Source organism: Litoreibacter roseus (assembly GCF_009811795.1).
Classification (GTDB): domain Bacteria; phylum Pseudomonadota; class Alphaproteobacteria; order Rhodobacterales; family Rhodobacteraceae; genus Litoreibacter; species Litoreibacter roseus.
Genome location: NZ_BLJE01000003.1, coordinates 104,801 through 124,517, shown reverse-complemented (window position 1 = coordinate 124,517; position 19,717 = coordinate 104,801). Strand labels below are relative to the sequence as shown.

Below are 19,717 nucleotides of genomic sequence, written 5' to 3'. Positions count from 1 at the left end.
GTGACATGAAAACCGTTGCGCAGGATCCAACCGAAGACGCATTTGTTCAAAACCCTTACGCGTTTTACGACGAACTGCGCGGCTTGGGGGATCTGGTCTTCTGGGATGAGTACGATATGCCCATGGCCCACAGCCACAAGGTCGTGTCGTCCCTGCTTCGGGACAGGCGGTTTGGGCGGAAGAACCCAATGGAAGTGCCACCCGCCCCCCATACACAGCCGTTCTACGAGATCGAGGCCCACTCGATGCTGGAGCGGGATCCGCCCTGCCATACGCGGTTACGGGGCCTCGTCCTGCGCGCGTTTACGTCTCGGCGCATTGCCGGCCTGCAGCCCGAGATACAGGCTTTGTGTCACGATCTAATCGATCAGTTTCCGCGCGATCCGTTCGATTTGCTGACCGCCTACGCCACGCCCATCCCCGCAATTACTATCGCCCGGCTTCTGGGTGTGCCGGAGATCCACGTATCCGAATTGCTGAACTGGTCCAACGCGATGGTCATGATGTATCAGGCCCGCCGGACCTATGCCGACGAGGTTGCCGCATCGGATGCAGCGACGGAGTTCGCGGCGTTTCTGACGGATTACATCGACCACCGACGCAAAATCCCCGCCGACGACCTGATCACGCATCTCATTGGCGCTGAAGAACATGGCGAGACTTTAAGCACGGCCGAATTGATATCGACGTGCATTCTGCTGTTGAACGCCGGACATGAGGCCACCGTGCATTCCATCGGAAACGGCGTGAAGCACTGCCTTGAGACCGGGTGCCGGCCAAGCGCGGATCCTGCCCCTTTTGCAGAGGAGGTGCTGCGCCTTGATCCGCCGCTTCACGTGTTCATGCGCTACGCCTCCGAGGATGTGGACGTCTTCGGTCATTCCTTCGCGAAGGGCCAACAGGTCGGATTGATCCTTGCCTCCGCGAACCACGATCCGTCAGCATTTGAAGCGCCCTCCGAGTTCAGACCGGGGCGTGCGTCACCGACCCATGCGAGCTTTGGGGGCGGCATCCACTTTTGCGTTGGTGCCCCGTTGGCCCGGCTGGAATTGGGACTGGCCTTGAACACCTTGTTCGAACGCTGTCCGAATTTACGTCTCGATGCGCCGCCGCGCTACGCGCCGAACTATCATTTCCACGGATTGTCGGAACTGCGGGTCAGTCTTTAGCCCGGAAAGACAAGGCACCGATCTCGCCGCATGGTCAGCCAAAGGGCCGTACCGGGCTTGGGCAGGAACACGGCCGGGACAGTCGCCGTCAGAATGGATCCGTCCTGATCCATCCGAAACTCCACCAGACTTTCGCGCCCCATGAAACGGGCGCGCTCCACCACACCGCGGGCGGGAACCCCTTCGCTGGGGGTCGGATTGGGGCCCCGTCCCTGGCGGTCGAAATCAATTCTGAGGTGTTGGGGCCGGATAACGATCTCCACCGTTGCGCCGTCGGAATGCCCGGGCGTCAAAAACTGGCCGAAGGGCGTGTCGGTCAGCGCGCCGTTCGACTGCCCTCGGATCACGTTGATATCGCTGAAGAACGCCGCCGCAGCTTTGTCCACGGGCGCGTTATAGATGTTGTAGGGATTGCCCCGCTGGACGATCTTTCCGTCCCGCATCAGCGCAATTTCATCGGCCATGCGCATCGCCTCATCGGGCTCGTGCGTGACAAGGAGAACGGCAGTGCCCTCTTCCTTCAGAACACTCAGCGTCTCGTCCCGAATGCCATCGCGCAAGCGATTGTCCAGCCCCGAGAATGGCTCATCCATAAGCATCACTTTGGGTTTCGGCGCGATCGCACGTACCAGCGCCACCCGCTGCTGCTCCCCCCCTGATAGCTCATGCGGGTATTTCTCTGCAAAAGCCGACAGCCCCACGCGTTCGAGAAGGTCATGCGCCCGTGCACGATTTTCGGCCTTAGCCCCAGTCAGCCCGAAGGCCACGTTCTGGGCGGCAGTCAGGTGCGGAAACAAAGCGAAATCTTGAAACATCAACCCGATCGAGCGCTGTTCCGGCGGCACGTGTGTCCCCGGCCCGCACACCAAGCGATTGTCGAGATAAATCTCGCCCGCGTCCTGCCGCTCCACCCCTGCCACGATGCGCAACGTCGTCGACTTACCGCAGCCCGATGGGCCAAGCAGACAAGTGATTTGTCCTGCCGCTACGGTCAACGAGATGTCGTCAACAACTGACGACGCGCCAAAACGTTTGACGATGTTTCTCAGATCAAGTCTGGGGGACACGCCTGCCTCATGTATATCCGATGAAAACCATCAGATTAGCTCAGAGGCTGCGATACCAGCCTCATCCCTTCCGGGCAACCCTTGCCCCGAGGATGACAGCGGCAAAGCCAATCACCAGCACCAGCACGCAAATCCAAAGCAACTGCTCATACTTGTGTGCGCTCGGCAAAATCTGCGCCAAGGTGGGCCACGCCCGCAGGAAATAGACAACCGCACCCACGATGGCTGCCGCGAAGCTGACCAGATAGGCCCAAAGCGGCACATCCCAACGGAAGACGAAAACGCCAACCATCACCGGTGTCAGGAACATGGACGCGGTGCCACTGACGGCCACGGCATCAAACAGGGTCGCGTTGTTCCAAAGGGTGAGCGCCCCGCCCAGAACCATGAACACGACCATGGCAATGCGCCCGCCGTTCAGGCTGCGCGGTGCAAGGCGCAGTTCCTCGACCGACAAGCGTGCAGCAGAGCTCATCGCACTGTCGAGGGTAGATAGGGCCGAGACCAACAAGGACACCATGAGCGCGACGAAAACCCAATCGGGGAACATCACGCGCCATGCGACCAGCAGATCGGCGTCCCGGTCCAGCACCGCCGCCTGAACGCCAAACAGACCAAAACCGATGATGCAAAGTGTGGACAGCCAGAACGCATGAATGAATGACGACCGCGTCGTTTTGGGGTCCGCTAGAAAGCCGCGGTCCATCATGACCGGATCGTGTGCGGGATAAGAAAACGCCTGCAACAGCGCCACAGCCAGAAGGATCCAACCGGGCCGCGTACCGCTGACGCCCTCGGCGGTCAGAACCGCGCCCATCGAGAAGTTCGGATCGAGGAGCAGGAACGCCAATGCGAACCCGAAAATGCCGAGAAAGCCCAGCATCTGAACAACGTCGGTGCGCAGAGCCGCCGAGAGACCGCCCCATGCGGAGTAGGAAAGCCCAAGCGCCGCGACAGCCACAATGGAAATGGTCCCCGCGCTTTCAATCTCGGGCATGACAGCTGAGAAAATCATGCCGACCACCAGCAGGTTGGCAAAGACTTCGCTCAGCAGACGCAGGGCGATCACCGCGTTATAGGTGGTCCTTCCCGTGCTGCCGAACCGTACACCCAGCCAGTCCTGCACCGACCCGGCACCGCTTCGCCGGAGATGCCCCACGATGTAACCGCCCGTCAAAAAGGATAAGTAGTAGGCGGCATATGCCAGCGTGCCGGGCATCCCATAATAGTAGCCTAGGATCGCGGAATTCATGAGGGACCGCGCAAAGATCCAAGTGGTCACCTGGCTGAGGACCAGCGTCCAAAGGCCCGGCGCGCGTCCGTCTGTGCGACCTGAGTAGAACCCTTCCACTGTGGCCCGGCGCGGGGCTGCCAGAAACGAAGCAATGACGAACGCGGCAAAGAGGCCGACAATGGTGGTACTGAGCATGAGGGGAAAAGTCCGTGGGCGAGAGATTGTTCCGTTCCTGCTAGCAAACCCAAAAGCGCAGCGCGACCTGCCATTTCGCCTGAAACGCAATTGTGACGGTAGGGAGACGGTGCTTGCAGTACAGGGGGACCCCATCTAGCGTGGCTTAATTATTGGAGTTGGATCATTTATGTCGGAGACAAAACCGACCGACGGCTATGTTGTGGCAATCGGGGCGTCAGCAGGCGGGCTTGCCGCGGTCAAGGATCTCATTGCGCATCTTCCGAAGGATCTGAACGCCGCCGTGGTGATCGCCATTCACAGCGGACCAAAATCAAAACTGGCAGAAGTGCTGGAAACAAAGAGCCCGCTGCCGGTCAGGCGCATCCAGAATGGCGACAGCCTGAGAAACGGACATATCTACGTGGTCCCCGGCGGTCAGCACGCGTTTTTCCGCGAAGGCCGCCTCACCCTATCTGATGCGGTGAGCGATTCTGGGTTCAGGCCCTCAATCGATGCCTTATTCATGACGCTGGCGGCAGAGCACGGCAAACACGGTATCGCCGTTGTATTGTCAGGCACGATGAACGACGGCGTCCGGGGGGCACAGGTGATCTACGACATGGGCGGCACCACGGTCGTGCAGGATCCGGAGGATGCGGAGTATGACAGCATGCCTCTAAAGGTCATTCACATGGATCACCCCAAAGAGATTCTGTCCGCGAGCGACTTGGGTAGTTGGTTAAGCAAGCGCATCGGGCGGTCAGAGAACTGACGCCGCTTGTCCCGATTGGTTGAACGTCCGGGTTCTTTCGCCAGCGCTGACATAAGGACGCAGATCAGAGCGTCGCGTTTACGCCGCCCCCGTCCAAAAGAATGTTCTGGCCCACGATAAATCCCGCGTGTTGCGAGCATAAAAACGCGCAAGCCGCCCCAAACTCTTCCTTTGTCCCATAGCGCCGTGCGGGAATTGTCGCCTCCCGCTGGGCCTTCGCCTCATCGATGGAGATACCCTGACTGTCAGACACACCAGAATCCAAAGCGATGGCGCGGTCGGTGGCATGGATGCCTGGCAATAGATTGTTGATCGTCACACCCGATGGGGCCACCTGACGGGCCGTCCCAGCGACGTATCCGGTCAAGCCGGCCCGCGCGGAATTTGACAATCCCAGAACGGCGATCGGTGCTTTAACGGACTGGGAGGTGATGTTGACCACGCGCCCCCACCCCTTGTCCATCATACTAGGCAAAAGCGCCTTCATCAGCTCGATGGGCGTCAGCATGTTTGCATCAAGCGCTTTGATGAAATCTTCACGCTCCCAATCATGCCACATGCCGGGGGGCGGACCGCCTGCGTTGGTCACCAGAATGTCGGCATCCTCTGCGGCGCTCAAAACCTCGGCTCGGCCAGCGTCGCTGGTAATGTCGGCCGGAACTTCTGTTACATCGACGCCATGCGCGTCCCGCAACCGGGCCGCCGCATCGCGCAAGGGGCCCTCGGACCGGGCGTTCATCACCAGATGGACACCCGCTGCTGCCAAAGCCTCGGCACAGCCAAATCCCAACCCTTTGCTGGACGCCGCAACCAGTGCCGTCTTTCCCGCTATTCCAAGATCCATTCTGCGTCCTCCGGTACTATGATAAGACCGGAGGTAGCATCGGCATCCGCGCGGGAAAAGGCATTAGCGATCTGACGCGTCACTCAGCGCCGTAGAAGAACTCTTCCCGGACGATCTTGCCGCCGTTCACATGGTAAAGACCAATTTCCTTCATATCGGAGATTTCGCCGCTTTCTTTGTTTTTCGCCTTCACCTCGAAGATCACGGCGAACTTGTCATCGCCATGGGGAAACGGATCGGACGTCTTGGCGTCAATCACCTCAAACGTGCTGTCCCACCATGCATGCTTACCTTTGATGGCCTCGATACCTTTGGCCTCGCGACCGTCGCCCATATCCTGCGCTTCGACCGACACGATGTCGGGCGCATACAGCTTGTCGAGGTTTTCCGTTTCACGACCTTCACGACACCCGGCGACCAGTTCCTTGGCAATCTCATTCAAACCCATCTTCATTCTCCCACATATGTTCTCTTAATGTTCTCACATTGCCCGAGTCGGTTAACAGAAACAAGACAGCAGCCTTTCCCTTTTCAGGCGGCTCCGGTTCGGAGCGCGGCATTTGCATGGGCATTTTCGCAAAACACCTTGACCCAAGCCGCGTGGGCCGCAGTTCGTGACATGCAAGACCGCGCTGTCCGGATCCATGTTCAGGAACACTGATGTCCCAATACCCCAGAACCTTTTCTCATATCGGACTGTCCGTGCCGGATGTCGACGCCGCCATGAAATTCTATGCCGATGTGTTGGGCTTCTACGTCATCATGCCGCCAACCGATGTGATCGAAGACGGCAGCGATATCGGAACAATGTGCACCGACGTGTTCGGATCGAACTGGAAGAAGCTGCGGATCGCGCATCTGGCCACGGCAGATCGCATTGGGATCGAACTGTTTCAGTTCGATGGCAATCACACGCCGGAAAACAACATGGATTTTCGCCAGACCGGCACGTTTCATTTCTGCATTCAGGACCCGGACCTTGAAGGGCTCTTGGAAAAGATTGTGGCTGCGGGTGGAAAGCAAAGGATGCCCGTGCGGTACTACTACCCCAACGAAAAGCCCTATCGCATGGTCTATGTGGAGGACCCGTTCGGCATCGTGTTTGAGCTTTACAGCCATTCCTACGAGCTGACCTATTCCGCGGGCGCATACAGCTAAGCACCTGCTGTCGCGCAGCAGGATGGACCGGGTCCGGCGAAATAGATGTCGGGTGCCGCGCGGGCCCACTTCCCCTTCCCTGCGGCCGTCTCTATATGCTGTCCCATGTTAGACCGTGCCTCCAACCAGCCAGAGCTGCCGCCCGAGATCGCGCGGCGCCGGACCTTTGCCATCATCTCGCACCCCGATGCGGGCAAGACGACGCTCACAGAGAAATTCCTTCTTTATGGCGGCGCAATCCAGATGGCAGGACAGGTGCGCGCGAAGGGGGAAGCGCGGCGCACACGATCGGACTTCATGCAGATGGAGAAAGATCGCGGCATCTCGGTCTCTGCCTCTGCCATGTCCTTTGATTTCGGCAAGTATCGGTTCAACCTCGTCGACACACCCGGCCACTCTGATTTCTCGGAAGACACTTACCGCACCCTGACCGCTGTCGATGCGGCGGTCATGGTGATCGACGGGGCCAAGGGGGTGGAGAGCCAGACCCAAAAACTCTTCGAAGTGTGCCGTTTGCGTGACCTTCCAATCTTGACCTTTTGCAACAAAATGGACCGCGAAAGCCGCGATACGTTCGAGATCATTGACGAAATTCAAGAAAACCTCGCGATTGACGTTACGCCGGCCTCTTGGCCCATCGGGGTCGGGCGGGACTTCCTTGGATGCTACGATCTTTTGCGCGACAGGCTTGAACTGATGGACCGGGCAGACCGAAACAAGGTCGCCGAAAGCATCCAGATCAACGGTCTAGATGATCCGAAACTCGCCGAACACGTGCCCGCAGAACTCTTGAGCAAATTCCTCGAAGAGGTCGAGATGGCGAAAGAGCTCTTGCCACCGCTCGACCATCAGGCCCTTTTGGACGGGACGTTGACACCGATCTGGTTTGGATCGGCCATCAACTCCTTCGGGGTACAGGAGCTTATGCAGGGCATTGCCGAATACGGCCCCGTTCCCCAACCTCAACCCGCAGAGCCGCGCCAAATCGCGCCGGACGAAAAGAAAGTCGCGGGCTTCGTATTCAAGGTGCAGGCCAACATGGATCCCAAACACCGGGACCGTGTGGCTTTTGTGCGCATGGCTTCGGGGCATTTCAAACGCGGCATGAAACTGACGCATGTCCGGTCGAAGAAGCCGATGGCAATATCGAACCCCGTTCTGTTTCTGGCCAGTGACCGGGAGCTTGCGGAAGAGGCGTGGGCCGGTGACATTATTGGTATCCCCAACCACGGGCAGCTTCGGATCGGCGATACTCTGACCGAGGGCGAAGGTCTGCGCGCAACGGGAATCCCCAGTTTTGCGCCGGAACTCTTGCAAACCTGCCGTGCGGGCGACCCCCTGAAGTCCAAGCACTTGGAAAAGGCGCTGATGCAGTTTGCCGAGGAAGGTGCCGCCAAGGTGTTCAAACCGGCCTTCGGCTCGGGCTTCATCGTGGGTGTCGTCGGTGCGCTGCAGTTCGAAGTGCTCGCCAGCCGGATCGAGTTGGAGTACGGCTTGCCGGTGCGCTTCGAAGCGTCGCAATTTACTTCAGCCCGCTGGGTGACCGGCTCGAAGGAGGCCGTCGATGCATTCGTTGCCGCCAACAAACAGCATATAAGCCACGACAATGACGGCGACGTTGTTTACCTGACCCGCCTGCAATGGGACATCGACCGGGTCGAGCGGGACTATCCCGACATCACGCTCTCCTCCACGAAGGAGATGATGGTGTGATCCGACCAGCTAACGCGTTCGGACAATTGAAACGGGCGGCGGTTGCGGCTTGCCTTGCGGCCGCCGTCTCGCCTGCGTCTGCCACGGCGGATGAGGCCGGATGGGCCGCGTGGGACCTGTTGCGCCAGATTGAAGTGAAAGAGGTCGAAACCCCTACAAGCTGGCACGCCGAGAAAACCTTCCCCGAAGAGTTGCTTCGGTCGACCGAAAATTTCCGGATCACTGGCTATTATATGCCCGTCCAAGCGCAAGCCTACGTCACACAATTCCTCCTGGTGGAAGACCCTGCGGATTGCCCTTTCTGTGGCACGGGCGGCTACGGTCCGACCCTGGAAGTCGAACTCGTAACCCCCTTACCGGACATGGCACCGGGCACGGAGATCACGGTCGCTGGAACATTGGATCTGGTTGAAGACCCAGAGACATTTCAGACTGTACGTTTGATCGCGGCGCAAGCCGAACAAGCCAACTGACGGCTATAGTAAGCCATTTTTTTTAACCTTTAGACTGTTTCAGCGCTGAAAACAGTGTTCAGCAGGGTGTCAAACTGATGCTCCGGGCGGATCTTTACGAAAAACACATAATGTTGATGGAACCAAAAAAGTCTATTTAAATCATAGATATAGAAGTATTTTATGTTCTTTTCACGGCGAATGCGTTTACTTTTAGGCGGAAAAGTGCCAAAAATTAACGGTGCCTTAAGCATTATGTTAGTCCCAACTTGCGAGAGTAAAATGTATAATATTCGTTCCATGGCGTTGGCGTCTGCTGTTGTAGCGGCTTCGGCCTTCTCAGCATCCGCGGACTCTATCGATCCAGAAAGCTTCAGCGCAACGCTGGAAGTTGGCGAAAGCACTACGATAGAGAAAACCGTGACAATCGACGCAGGTCGCCCAGACAGCGCGCGTCTTGATGTTATGTTCCTTGTCGACACGACCGGCTCAATGGGCGGTGTCATTGGTAGTGTGCGCACAAACGCATCCGCTATTCTGAGCGAGTTGTCAGGCTTTGGCGATGTCCAGTTTGGCGTAGCTGAGTATCGCGACATCTTCGATAGCACGACCTACAGGGTCGCTGCAGATCTCACCGATGACACGGCAGATGTGCAAACTGGTATCAACTCGCTGTTTGCAAGCGGCGGTAACGACGAACCGGAATTCAATATGGGAGGGTTGACGCTGACTGCGGAAGATACCGCTTGGCGTGATGACTCCACCCGCATCGTTGTGTGGTTCGGAGATGCTCCCGGTCACGATCCGCGGATCTTCGATGGCACAACTTACACGGAAGCCGGTGCGCTTGCCGCGCTTGCCGCAGAAGACATCATCGTGCACGCTGTGGACTCCAGCAGATTGGACTCCACAGGGCAAGCCACACGTATCACTGACGCAACCGGCGGTGAGATATTTGATGTAGCATCGTCCGGCGCAGGCGTTGCAGACGCGATCATTGATGCGATCGATACAACCTTCGACACATACTCCACCGTCGACCTTGCGTTGTCGGGCGACAGCAGCTGTGTCGATGTGGATATCAGCGAAGGCTACGCGGGTGATTTCGATCGGGAAACGTCCCGTGATTTCACATTCGACGTAACATTTACAGGCGCAACGCCAGGCACCTGCGACTTCCAAATCGCGGCGCTGATCGATGGTGGCGCAGTTGCATTCGAAGATGACAGCATCACAGTGACAGGCGGCACACCGGTTGTGCCCCTGCCTGCCTCGCTGCCGCTTCTCGCTGGCGCGCTGGCATTCGGCGGCTTCATGAGCCGTCGCAAGAAGTAAGCTTTGCTGCTGAAACACAGGAAAGGGGTGGCTCCGGTCACCCCTTTTTCATTAAGGCCATTTTAATTAGACAGACTATCATCCTAAAATTATCGTAGACTTCAGAACCACGGGAGCCGGAGATGCAGATCCTTTTGTTCAAATCGGCCGCGATAGCGGCGTGCTTGATGGCCGCATCAGCAATCAATGCGGCAACGAGCGAATTTGAACTGGAGAACGAGCTTAGCTTACCCGGTCAAATTGGGACTGCGGAACTCTCGAGAATAACGGACGACATACGTCAGGGCCGTGCCGAAGTCGCGCTCGATAAAATCAATGCTCTGATTGCCGGCGGCATGAAAACAGGGCCCGCCTACGAAATACAAGGTCTCGCTCTCGGCAAGCTGGGTCGAATCGAAGAAAGTCTTGCCGCTTTCGATATTGCAAAGCGGCTTCAGCCGACCAGCCCATCTGTCTTTACCAATGCCGGCCTTGTCCATTGGGCCCTTGGTCAAACAGGGGCCGCACGCGACAACTTTGAAGCCGCACTTTTGCGTGACCCTAGAGATCGACGTGCAAATCAGTATATGGGGAAAATTGCAGAGTCAGAGGGACGCACAGAGGACGCCATTCGTCATTACGAGACCGGTATTTCCGGAACGCAAGAGCGCTATCTCGGCGTTAAACCCGACCTCGCTTTGTTGCATATTGAAACCCAGAACGTAGATCGCGCACTCGAGCTGATGACCCCGTGGGCCGATGCGCCGGACGCTCCTGACGTAGTTCTGGAAGTGATGGCCCGCGGCGAAGTCGCAAACGGCAACCGCGAGGCGGGCATCGCCCTTCTAGATCGTCTTGTCGCACGCGGCACAAGCAGTGATGCACTGGTCCGGCGTGCGCGTTTTCACCTGACTGATGGCGAGATGACCGAAGCCGAGGACCTCTTGCAACGTGCTCTCATCGCATTTCCGAAAAATGCGGCAGTCTTTTTCGAATACGGGAACCTGATGGGTGCGCTCGGGCGATACGACGAGGCAGTCGGACACTACGAAGCCGGACTAGAACATGACCCCGAGAACAAGGCGCTTCTGAAAGGCGCAAGCCTCGCAAACTATCGTATGGAAAGTTTGGATGAGGCCCTGACATACGCCAACAGGTTGGTCGAGGCTGGAAAACCGGACGCAGCGGATCATCTTTGGCGCGGAATCGTGTTTGAGAAAGCAGGCGGTTCGGAGGCAGCGATCACCGACTACCGTGCTGCGGTAGCGCTAGATCCTACGAATTGGACCGCGTTGAACAATTTGGCCTATCTGCTCACTGACGATGAACCCCAAGAAGCAGTGCGTTACGCGCAGTCTGCCCTGAACCTTGCACCTCAAGCCGCGCACCAAGCGGTAGAAGATACTTTGGGGCTAGCTCAATACCGCGCTGGCAACATAGAAGCCGCCCAGAGCATTTACGAGAGCCTCCATGCTAAAGCGCCAAAAGCGGCCCTGCCCGCATACCGCCTCGGCGTTATCTTGATATCTGCCGGTGAAAGCAGCAGAGGGCGCGATCTACTCGAAAAATCGTTGGCCTTAGGATTGTCTGGATCTCAAGCAGAAGACGCGCGCACCCGCATGCAGCAGGGCGGATAATCTAGTCCAACGACGCATCCATCGTAATGTCCGCGTTGAGCAGTTTTGAGATCGGACAGTTTTCCTTGGCCGTCTTGGCAGCCTCTGCGAATGCGTCCTCGGACGCGCCTGGGATTCGCGCGGTGACCGTCAAGTGAGATTTGGTGACCGCGAACCCACCATCAACTTGTTCCAGTGTGACATCCGCGCTGGTTTTGATCTCATCAGCTGTCAGATTGTGCTCGCCCAGCACCATTGACAGGGCCATGGAAAAACAACTCGCGTGGGCCGCGCCGATCAGCTCTTCGGGGTTTGTACCCGCCTCGCCCTCAAACCGCTTCGCGAACCCGTACGGCACGTTCTCCAGTACGCCGCTCTTTGCAGAGATGTTGCCTTTGCCATCCTTCAGCCCGCCGCGCCAAATCGCTGATCCTGTGTTTACAGTCATTTCGATCTCCTCTCCTTGGTTGGTGGAAAAACGCAGCAGAGCTGAGGTGAGTTCCCTGCGACGGATTGGCAGGCTTTGTTGACGCCACAGCTACCGTCGTCTATGTGAAAGCACCCGAAACAAACGGTTTCAGGTCAGACGCAGGGACGCGTTGGAATCTGCGTCCCAATATACTCGGATTAGGCCGCTGCCAGGCCGTTCGCAATCTTGGACACGCATGACAAAATTTTCAGACCTTAAACTCCATACTAAAGTTCTCAAAGCCATTGATGAGGCCGGATATACCGAGCCGACACCGATCCAGGCGGGCGCCATCCCCCATGCCTGCGAAGGACGTGACGTTTTGGGGATTGCCCAGACCGGCACCGGCAAGACAGCCAGCTTCACGTTACCAATGATAACCTTGCTGAACCGCGGACGCGCGCGCGCGCGGATGCCGAGGTCGCTGGTGCTGGCACCGACGCGGGAACTGGCCGCGCAGGTTGCGGAGAATTTCGATACATACGCCAAATACACCAAGCTGACCAAGGCGCTGCTTATTGGCGGCGTCAGCTTTAAGGAACAAGACGCCCTGATCGACCGTGGCGTGGATGTCCTGATTGCAACGCCGGGCCGCCTTCTGGACCATTTCGAACGCGGCAAGCTGTTGCTGACCGGTGTGCAGATCATGGTTGTCGATGAAGCCGACCGGATGCTGGATATGGGGTTCATCCCCGACATCGAGCGGATTTTCCAATTGACGCCGTTTACCCGCCAAACACTGTTTTTCTCGGCCACCATGGCGCCCGAGATTGAGCGGATCACCAATACGTTTTTGTCAAACCCCCAACGGGTCGAGGTGGCGCGCCAGGCAACCGCATCCGAGACGATAGCCCAGGAGGTTTTCGAAATCGCTGGCGCTGGTCGGGAAACAGCGAAAAAGAAACGCGATTTCTTGCGTTATCTGATCGACAAAGAAGGCGAGGCCGTCACCAACGGGATCATCTTCTGCAACCGGAAAGTCGACGTGGATATTGTCGCAAAATCGCTCAAGCGCCATGGCCACGATGCCGAGCCTATTCACGGCGATCTGGACCAGTCCCATCGGACAAAAACACTCGACGGATTTCGTGACGGGGACATTCGCTTCCTTGTCGCATCTGACGTGGCAGCCCGCGGTCTGGACATTCCAAACGTGAGCCATGTGTTCAACTTCGACGTTCCGTCTCATTCCGAGGACTACGTTCACCGCATTGGTCGGACAGGCCGGGCGGGCCGCTCGGGCAAGGCAATGATGATCTCGACGCCGAAGGATGACAAGCTGCTGGCGGCGATCGAAGGGCTGATCGAGAAGGCCATTCCCCGTGGGGAAACTGAAATGCCAAAACCCGAAAAGGTCGAAGAGAAGCCGAAACGCAGCCGCCGGAAAGCTGCTCCGAATGAAGAAGTGGTTGAGCAGGCGAACGAGGATAAGGCCGAAGCCGCGGAAGAACCCACTGACACAAAGCCGGTGCCAAAGCCCAGCCAAATGCGTGAAGACAAACCGCGCCGGACTCGCGGCGGACGTGGTCGGGGCCGTAAATCAGATGATGGCGGAGAAAAGGTGGTGGGTCTTGGCGATCATCTGCCCCAATTCATCGCTCAAAGCTTTGAGGAACGTCGCGCGGCGAGCTGAACCTTAGCGCTTACGCCAGCTGGGATGGTATTCCGGCCACGAGTTCCATCGGTATTGAAGGCGGTTAGATGTCCAAAAAACTCAAAAACCGTGCCACTCTGGAGGACATTCTTGCAAGCTGCGCGGATAGCTTTTTTCCAGCCCACCCCGTCAAGATAGACAGCAGGCGTCCGGACGGCGACACGCCGCTTCATGTGATGCTATGGCAAGAGAACGCATACGCCGCGCTTGAGCTTATCAAGGCAGGCGCAGACGTGAACGCTGCAGGCGACATGGGAGAAACACCGCTGCATATCGCTGTGAAAAAACAAAATCTGTCCGTTATTGAAGCTCTGATCGACGCGGGGGCAGACAGCATGTTCAAATCTGAACTTGGCCAATCGCCCAAAGACCTGGCGATCGCGCAAGGCGGTGACGTCGCCCGCTTCTTTACCGATAGGTGATTTGGACAGAGGGAGATCGAGGCGGCCTGCGCAAAGACTAGGTGGACGGCTCCCTTCAAGCCCTGAAAGCGTAGACCTTTGGTAGAGCCGTTGAGTAACCTTTCGTTATCCCTCGTCCGGTGAAGCCGCCTGATCCGCGCACAGCGCTTTTTGCATGATCACAGTATCGACCCATTGCCCGAGCTTGAAACCGACCTTTTCCAAAGTCCCTATATGGCGAAATCCCATTTGTTCGTGCAGGCGGATAGATCCAACATTCTGGCTATCGCCGATCACTGCAACCATCTGCCGCCATGATCCACGTTCAGATTGCGCGATCAGTTCAGAGAGCAGTAATCTTCCGAGGCCCTGCCCCCGAAAATCTCGGTCGATATACACAGAGTTCTCAATGGAGTAGCGGTATGCCGGACGCGTGCGGTACCTGCCCGCGTAAGCGTAACCGACGACATGCCCGCCCTGCTCTGCAACTAAATAGGGAAGCCCCAGATCAAGAATACTTGCACGCCGCTCGGCCATCTCGTCCTCTGCCGGCGGCACTTCTTCAAAGGTGGCAAGTCCGTGGAGGACTTCATGGCTGTAGATCCGCAAAATGCCCACGACGTCGTCACGCACAGAATTGCGGATCGTAACCCCAGCCATTCGTGTCAGACCGCCAGTCGGCTGATCAGCACTGTGACCTCCGGCTTCTTGCCGATTTCGTCATTGCTGCTCTGGCGCACGATGCGGGAGATCTGCTCTTCCAGTTTGGCGTCATCCATGACCGTCTTACGGTTTGCACGGCCCAGGAATTGACCGACCTCTTCTTCCAGCACGTCGGCCAGCGGTGCCTTTGATCGTCCGGTTTCGGGCAACCCGCGCAACTCGACCCACGCATCGGACAGGGGTTCATCTTCTTCGTCAATCAGAACACCCACGACGACAGACCCGTTGAGCGCCATGCGAATGCGGTCGCGGACAACACCGTCCAGCGCGCCGACTTGAACCGAGCCGTCAAGATAGAGGCGGCCCGTGTCCACAAACTCCACAACTTCCGGGCGATTGCCGGACAGGGACACCATCGTACCATTCGGGGCCACGACCGACGCGATACCACCGGCCTCGCCCAATTTTGCGTGTTCACGCAGCATCCGGTGCTCCCCGTGCATAGGGATCAGGAATTGTGGCTTCACCAGCGCGTGCATCTCTTGAAGATCGGGGCGGTTCGCATGGCCCGAAACATGGATGTCGGCGAGTTTGTCGTCGATCACGTCCACACCCATCTCACTGAGCGCGTTCACAATCCGCCCGACAGACGTTTCATTGCCGGGAATAGTCTTTGATGAAAAGAGAAACAAATCCCCTTCCTTCAGGCTCAGACCTTGATACTTGCCACGGGACAACTGCGCTGACGCCGCGCGTCGCTCCCCTTGCGAGCCTGTCGCCAGCAACATCAAATTGGCACGGGGAATGTCGCGCGCCTCTTCCGGGGAAACGGTCGAGGGAAATTCGGTGATGACCCCTGTGGCCACACCCGCTTCGATCATCCGTTTCATGGCCCGGCCCAGCAGCACGATAGACCGCCCGGCGGCAATACCGGCATCGGCCAGTGTTTTGACCCGCGCGATGTTGGACGCGAAGGTTGTCGCCACGACCATGCCTTGGGCCTCGGCAACGATTTTCTCGATATTCGGTCCTACGGTCACTTCGGACCGGCCGGGATGCATGGAAAAGACATTCGTTGAGTCGCAAACCAGCGCTTTCACGGGACCAAGATCGCCCCAAGCCTGACGATCGAAAGGCTCCCCCAGAATGGGTGTTTCGTCGATCTTGAAGTCGCCCGTGTGAACCACGCGGCCGTCCGGCGTGTCGATGATCAGCGCGCTGCTTTCGGGGATGGAGTGGCTGATGGGCTGAAATCCGACGGTGAAGGGTCCCGCTTTGACCTGCTCGGGCATAGCGCCGATGGTCTCAATCTCGGAGCCGTCGTAGCCGTGCTCCTCCATCTTCAGCCGGGCAATATGGGCCGTGAACTTCCGGGCGTAGATCGGCGCTTTCAACCGTTCGTAGAGATGACCAACCGCGCCCACGTGATCTTCATGCGCATGGGTGATGAAGATGGCATCCAACTGATCCGCCCGGTCTGCGATCCACTCGATATCGGGGAAGATCAAATCCACCCCCGGTGTGCTGTCCATATCGGGGAACGTCACGCCCATATCGACCAGAATAAAGCGCTCCGATCCCTTCCGGCCGTAGCCATAGAGATACATGTTCATACCAACTTCGCCCGCCCCGCCAAGGGGCAGGTAGACCAATCGCTCGCCTGCCATCAGTTTCTTTCTCTGTTGTATTTGTTAATGACAACCAGCCCATGCATGGTCAGATCATCGTTGAATTCATCAAATAGCGCCTCGGCCTGCTGAAACAACGGGGCAAGCCCCCCGGTCGAAATGACCTTCATCGGTCGCCCATGTTCGCCCTGAATGCGGGCGCAGACCTCTTTGATCAGGCCGATATAACCCCAGAAGACACCCGACTGCATGCAGGCCACCGTATTGGTGCCGATCACAGCTTGCGGCTTGGTGATGTCCACGTGGGGCAGCGCCGCCGCAGCCTGGTGCAACGCCTCAAGGCTGAGGTTCACGCCGGGCGCAATCACTCCGCCGATATAGGCCCCATCCGTGTCGACCACGTCAAAGGTCGTCGCCGTCCCAAAATCCACGATGATCAGGTCGCCACCATAGAGATCGAACCCAGCGACCGTGTTCACCAGACGATCCGGCCCCACTTGAGTGCCAGTGTCGACGCGTACGTCCACGGGCAGGATGCAGCCTTCCTTGCCCACCACGATGGGCCGGGTATTGAAATAGCGATCCGCAAAAACGCGCAGGTTGAAAACCACGCGCGGCACGGTGGAGGACACGATCACTTCCGTGATCTCGACCTCCATCTTCTGAAATTTCATCAGGCTAGACAGCCAGACATAGTATTGATCCGCCGTCCGTTGGTGCTCTGTCGAAGTGCGCCACGTCGCCAGAAACCGGGTTCCGTCCCAGATGGAAAAGACCGTGTTGGTGTTTCCGCAATCGATCGCAAGCAGCATGGGCGCCCCATCTTGTCCCTGAGCCTCGTCTCTATACCGCAGCGTTCATGCCGTCAAAGCCTTCTGAACACTGGAAAATTCAGCGTGTTTTGGCGGACGAGGCACCGCATGCCCGGGTAACGGACCTTCAACCTGTGGGCCGTAGAACTCGCCCCCGGTATACCAAGGCAATGAGATGCGGTTGCCGTCCGAGAGGGCGGGTCTGGCACCCCGGCCAACGCACAGACATCCAACACGCACCGGTGAATAAGGATGGGGCAGGTTAGACAGATCTGCGCTGCAACCGCTGACACTGAACATGGGCGGTGCCGCCTTTTCCAAAAGCCAGAGACCAGATGAAACCCGGCGCTCGGAAACAAACGGCCGGATCATCTTGCATGGGATGTTAGAAATAAATGTCCGCTGCCGGAACGGGAACCATGCCGTCCTTGGTACGCAAGATCAGGTTGCCATATGCATCAACAGTTTCGAACACGCCCGTGATCTCATCGCGCGATGTGCGGGCAGTGATCACCTCGCCCAGCCGGGCAGCGCGCTTCAACCAGTTATCCCGGATCATATCGAAGCCCATTTCGGCGTATATGGCCTCTTCCGTGGCGAAGTTTGCCGCCAATGCGTTGAGGAAGATATCGGGTTCCACCGCAGCGCCACCTTCATCAAACAGCGCAACCGGCGGAAACGCGGCATCGCGCACGCCGTCGGGTTTGTGCAGCAGATTCACCCCGATGCCCACCGCCAACCAGTCCAGCCCCTGCGCCGTTCCCATGCTTTCCAGAAGAATGCCCGCGACTTTTCCGCCATTCAGTAAGACATCATTGGGCCATTTTAATCCTAATCGGGTCCGGTCCACATAGAGAGCAAGCGTTTCGAACAAAGCATTGGAGGCAAAGAAGGACCTAAGCGCGGCTTCCTGCGCCTGCCCGCCCGGCCGCATAACCAAAGTCGCCGCCAGATTGCCGACCGGGTTTTCCCAGTGCCGCCCCTGACGTCCGCGGGCGGCGGTCTGGGTTTTGGCCAAGATCCAGGTGGGACGTTTCAGGTCGCCCGCGATCCGAGCGGCCTCCGCATTTGTGCTGTCCACACTATCGAGAATGATGCAGTCATACCCCTCGGGCCAAAGATCGCCCTTAGTTGACAAGGGCACCCGCCGCAACAAGCGCAAGACCTTCGATCCCGAAGAGGTTGATCACGCCTACGACCATTACGGTCGCCGATCCCATCAGCATCGCCCACCCGGCCAACGGCATGGAACTGTCCAACGCATCCCGGTCTTCGCCGAAATACATGAAGTAGATGATCCGCAAATAGTAGAACGCACCTATCACGCTGGCGATTACACCGGCAACGGCGAGCCAGACCATATTCGCGTCGACTGCGGCCTTGAGCACGTAGAACTTACCGAAAAATCCAACCAGCGGCGGAATGCCCGCAAGGCTGAACATCAGAACCAACATCGCAAGCGCCCGGCCCGGCTGGTATTTGGAATAATTCTGTAGGCTGTCGATATCGGTCACCGGCTCGCCGTCCCGCTCCATCGACAGGATGAAAGCAAAGGTTCCAATGTTCATGACCACGTAGATGGCCATGTAGATCAGCATCGCCTGCACGCCTTCCGCGGTACCTGCCGCGAGCCCCATCAGGGCAAAGCCCATATGCGCAATGGATGAGTAGGCCATCAGCCGTTTGATGTCGCGTTGTCCGATGGCCGCAACCGCACCCAGAAACATGGAGGCGACAGACAGGAAGGCTACGATCTGGCTCCAATCGGAAACGGCCCCGCCGAACGCATCGTGAGCTACCCGCGCAAAAAGGGCCATGGCAGCGACCTTGGGCGCGGTCGCAAAGAACGCGGTGATCGGCGTGGGTGAGCCCTCGTAAACATCTGGTGTCCACATGTGGAACGGGGCGGCGGACACTTTAAAGGCGAGACCTGCGATCACGAAGACCAGACCGAAGAGCAAGCCAAGCGAGACATCGCCCTCGGTCGCCGTGGTGACGATGCCCGAAAACAGCGTTGTCCCCGCATAGCCGTAGACCAACGAGGCCCCGTAAAGCAGCATACCGGAGGAGAGCGCCCCTAGAACGAAGTATTTCAGGCCAGCCTCTGTGGACCGGACACTGTCGCGCCGCAGAGAGGCCACGACATAAAGGGACAGAGACTGAAGCTCCAACCCCATGTAAAGCGCCATCAGATCGCCAGCGCTGACCATCATCATCATGCCAACGACCGCAAGCGCCACAAGGATCGGGTACTCGAACCGGAAGAGATCATGCCGCGTCATGAAGTCCTGACTGAGGATCAGGATCGCGGCGGCCGACAGAAGGATCGTCACCTTCGCAAACCGTGAGAACGCGTCGTCAATAAATGCACCGCCAAAGGCCGTGTTGATCCCTTCGCCCGTCAGGCCGATCCATGCGGCCAAAAGGACGAACACGACCGAGGTCGCCCAAAGAACGATTGGCGCAGTTTTGTCCTTGCCGGTGTAAACCGCCCCCATCAGGGCCGCCATAGCGAAGACTGCGAGGATCACCTCGGGCAAGACGATGGAAAGATCAGCCTGTATCATAGGTCGC

General features: G+C 58.0%; 19 protein-coding genes. 9 read left to right on the top strand and 10 right to left on the bottom strand.

The features are described from left to right. Window positions 1-5 precede the first annotated feature (5 nt). On the top strand, window positions 6-1,169 hold the full coding sequence (locus KIN_RS14440; RefSeq protein WP_159808319.1) for a cytochrome P450: 1,164 nt from the start codon (window positions 6-8) through the stop codon (window positions 1,167-1,169). On the opposite strand, the gene KIN_RS14435 is transcribed toward KIN_RS14440, so the two are convergent. Beyond that, window positions 1,166-2,236, bottom strand: coding sequence for an ABC transporter ATP-binding protein (locus tag KIN_RS14435; RefSeq protein WP_373281659.1), 1,071 nt, complete (start codon window positions 2,234-2,236; stop codon window positions 1,166-1,168). The genes KIN_RS14440 and KIN_RS14435 overlap by 4 nt on opposite strands. 61 nt (window positions 2,237-2,297) lie before the next feature. Beyond that, window positions 2,298-3,665: an SLC5/6 family protein gene (locus KIN_RS14430; RefSeq protein WP_159808317.1), complete on the bottom strand. Its 1,368-nt coding sequence runs from the start codon at window positions 3,663-3,665 to the stop codon at window positions 2,298-2,300. A gap of 169 nt (window positions 3,666-3,834) precedes the next feature. Here KIN_RS14430 and KIN_RS14425 point away from each other — a divergent pair, with 169 nt between their 5' ends. Beyond that, window positions 3,835-4,419, top strand: coding sequence for a chemotaxis protein CheB (locus tag KIN_RS14425; protein WP_159808315.1), 585 nt, complete (start codon window positions 3,835-3,837; stop codon window positions 4,417-4,419). Window positions 4,420-4,483: 64 nt separating this feature from the next. On the opposite strand, the gene KIN_RS14420 is transcribed toward KIN_RS14425, so the two are convergent. Together KIN_RS14420 and KIN_RS14415 are read right to left on the bottom strand one after the other, a co-directional pair. Continuing rightward, entirely contained in the window at window positions 4,484-5,263 is a 780-nt protein-coding gene (locus KIN_RS14420; protein WP_159808313.1) for an SDR family oxidoreductase, read from the bottom strand. Between the two features lie 79 nt (window positions 5,264-5,342). Beyond that, window positions 5,343-5,711, bottom strand: coding sequence for a nuclear transport factor 2 family protein (locus KIN_RS14415; RefSeq protein WP_159808311.1), 369 nt, complete (start codon window positions 5,709-5,711; stop codon window positions 5,343-5,345). A 212-nt stretch (window positions 5,712-5,923) separates the two neighbouring features. Here KIN_RS14415 and KIN_RS14410 point away from each other — a divergent pair, with 212 nt between their 5' ends. The 5 genes from KIN_RS14410 (at window position 5,924) to KIN_RS14390 (ending at window position 11,537) form a co-directional block, all read left to right on the top strand. Further along, the gene (locus tag KIN_RS14410) at window positions 5,924-6,421 is read left to right on the top strand and encodes a lactoylglutathione lyase family protein (RefSeq protein ID WP_159808309.1); all 498 of its coding nucleotides are present in this window, start codon (window positions 5,924-5,926) and stop codon (window positions 6,419-6,421) included. A gap of 105 nt (window positions 6,422-6,526) precedes the next feature. Continuing rightward, window positions 6,527-8,134 (top strand): peptide chain release factor 3, encoded by a 1,608-nt coding sequence (locus KIN_RS14405; protein ID WP_159808307.1) that lies wholly within the window; start codon window positions 6,527-6,529, stop codon window positions 8,132-8,134. Beyond that, window positions 8,131-8,607, top strand: coding sequence for a hypothetical protein (locus tag KIN_RS14400; RefSeq protein ID WP_159808305.1), 477 nt, complete (start codon window positions 8,131-8,133; stop codon window positions 8,605-8,607). Before KIN_RS14405 ends, KIN_RS14400 begins: the two co-directional genes overlap by 4 nt. A gap of 261 nt (window positions 8,608-8,868) precedes the next feature. After that, a complete protein-coding gene (locus tag KIN_RS14395; protein WP_159808303.1) occupies window positions 8,869-9,921 on the top strand; it encodes a VWA domain-containing protein in 1,053 nt (350 codons plus the stop codon). Window positions 9,922-10,043: 122 nt separating this feature from the next. Then, window positions 10,044-11,537: a tetratricopeptide repeat protein gene (locus KIN_RS14390; RefSeq protein ID WP_159808301.1), complete on the top strand. Its 1,494-nt coding sequence runs from the start codon at window positions 10,044-10,046 to the stop codon at window positions 11,535-11,537. A gap of 1 nt (window position 11,538) precedes the next feature. Here the strand turns inward: KIN_RS14390 and KIN_RS14385 are convergent, their stop codons facing one another. After that, on the bottom strand, window positions 11,539-11,964 hold the full coding sequence (locus KIN_RS14385; RefSeq protein ID WP_159808299.1) for an OsmC family protein: 426 nt from the start codon (window positions 11,962-11,964) through the stop codon (window positions 11,539-11,541). A gap of 217 nt (window positions 11,965-12,181) precedes the next feature. On the opposite strand from KIN_RS14385, the gene KIN_RS14380 reads away from it, so the two are divergent. Further along, window positions 12,182-13,618 carry a DEAD/DEAH box helicase gene (locus KIN_RS14380; protein ID WP_159808297.1) on the top strand — a complete coding sequence of 479 codons (1,437 nt, stop codon included), beginning with the start codon at window positions 12,182-12,184 and terminating at the stop codon, window positions 13,616-13,618. A gap of 68 nt (window positions 13,619-13,686) precedes the next feature. Next, a complete protein-coding gene (locus tag KIN_RS14375; protein ID WP_159808295.1) occupies window positions 13,687-14,061 on the top strand; it encodes an ankyrin repeat domain-containing protein in 375 nt (124 codons plus the stop codon). 105 nt (window positions 14,062-14,166) lie between these two features. Here KIN_RS14375 and KIN_RS14370 read toward each other — a convergent pair whose 3' ends face one another. From KIN_RS14370 to nuoN, 5 genes are all read right to left on the bottom strand, one after another. After that, the gene (locus KIN_RS14370; RefSeq protein WP_159808293.1) at window positions 14,167-14,700 is read right to left on the bottom strand and encodes a GNAT family N-acetyltransferase; all 534 of its coding nucleotides are present in this window, start codon (window positions 14,698-14,700) and stop codon (window positions 14,167-14,169) included. A 5-nt stretch (window positions 14,701-14,705) separates the two neighbouring features. Next, window positions 14,706-16,370 carry a ribonuclease J gene (locus KIN_RS14365; RefSeq protein WP_159808291.1) on the bottom strand — a complete coding sequence of 555 codons (1,665 nt, stop codon included), beginning with the start codon at window positions 16,368-16,370 and terminating at the stop codon, window positions 14,706-14,708. After that, window positions 16,370-17,143 (bottom strand): type III pantothenate kinase, encoded by a 774-nt coding sequence (locus KIN_RS14360; RefSeq protein WP_159808289.1) that lies wholly within the window; start codon window positions 17,141-17,143, stop codon window positions 16,370-16,372. The genes KIN_RS14365 and KIN_RS14360 overlap by 1 nt, the downstream gene beginning before the upstream one ends. 385 nt (window positions 17,144-17,528) lie before the next feature. After that, the gene (locus KIN_RS14355; protein ID WP_243144935.1) at window positions 17,529-18,281 is read right to left on the bottom strand and encodes a biotin--[acetyl-CoA-carboxylase] ligase; all 753 of its coding nucleotides are present in this window, start codon (window positions 18,279-18,281) and stop codon (window positions 17,529-17,531) included. Further along, window positions 18,271-19,710 carry an NADH-quinone oxidoreductase subunit NuoN gene (gene nuoN / locus KIN_RS14350; protein WP_159808287.1) on the bottom strand — a complete coding sequence of 480 codons (1,440 nt, stop codon included), beginning with the start codon at window positions 19,708-19,710 and terminating at the stop codon, window positions 18,271-18,273. The genes KIN_RS14355 and nuoN overlap by 11 nt, the downstream gene beginning before the upstream one ends. Window positions 19,711-19,717: the final 7 nt, after the last annotated feature.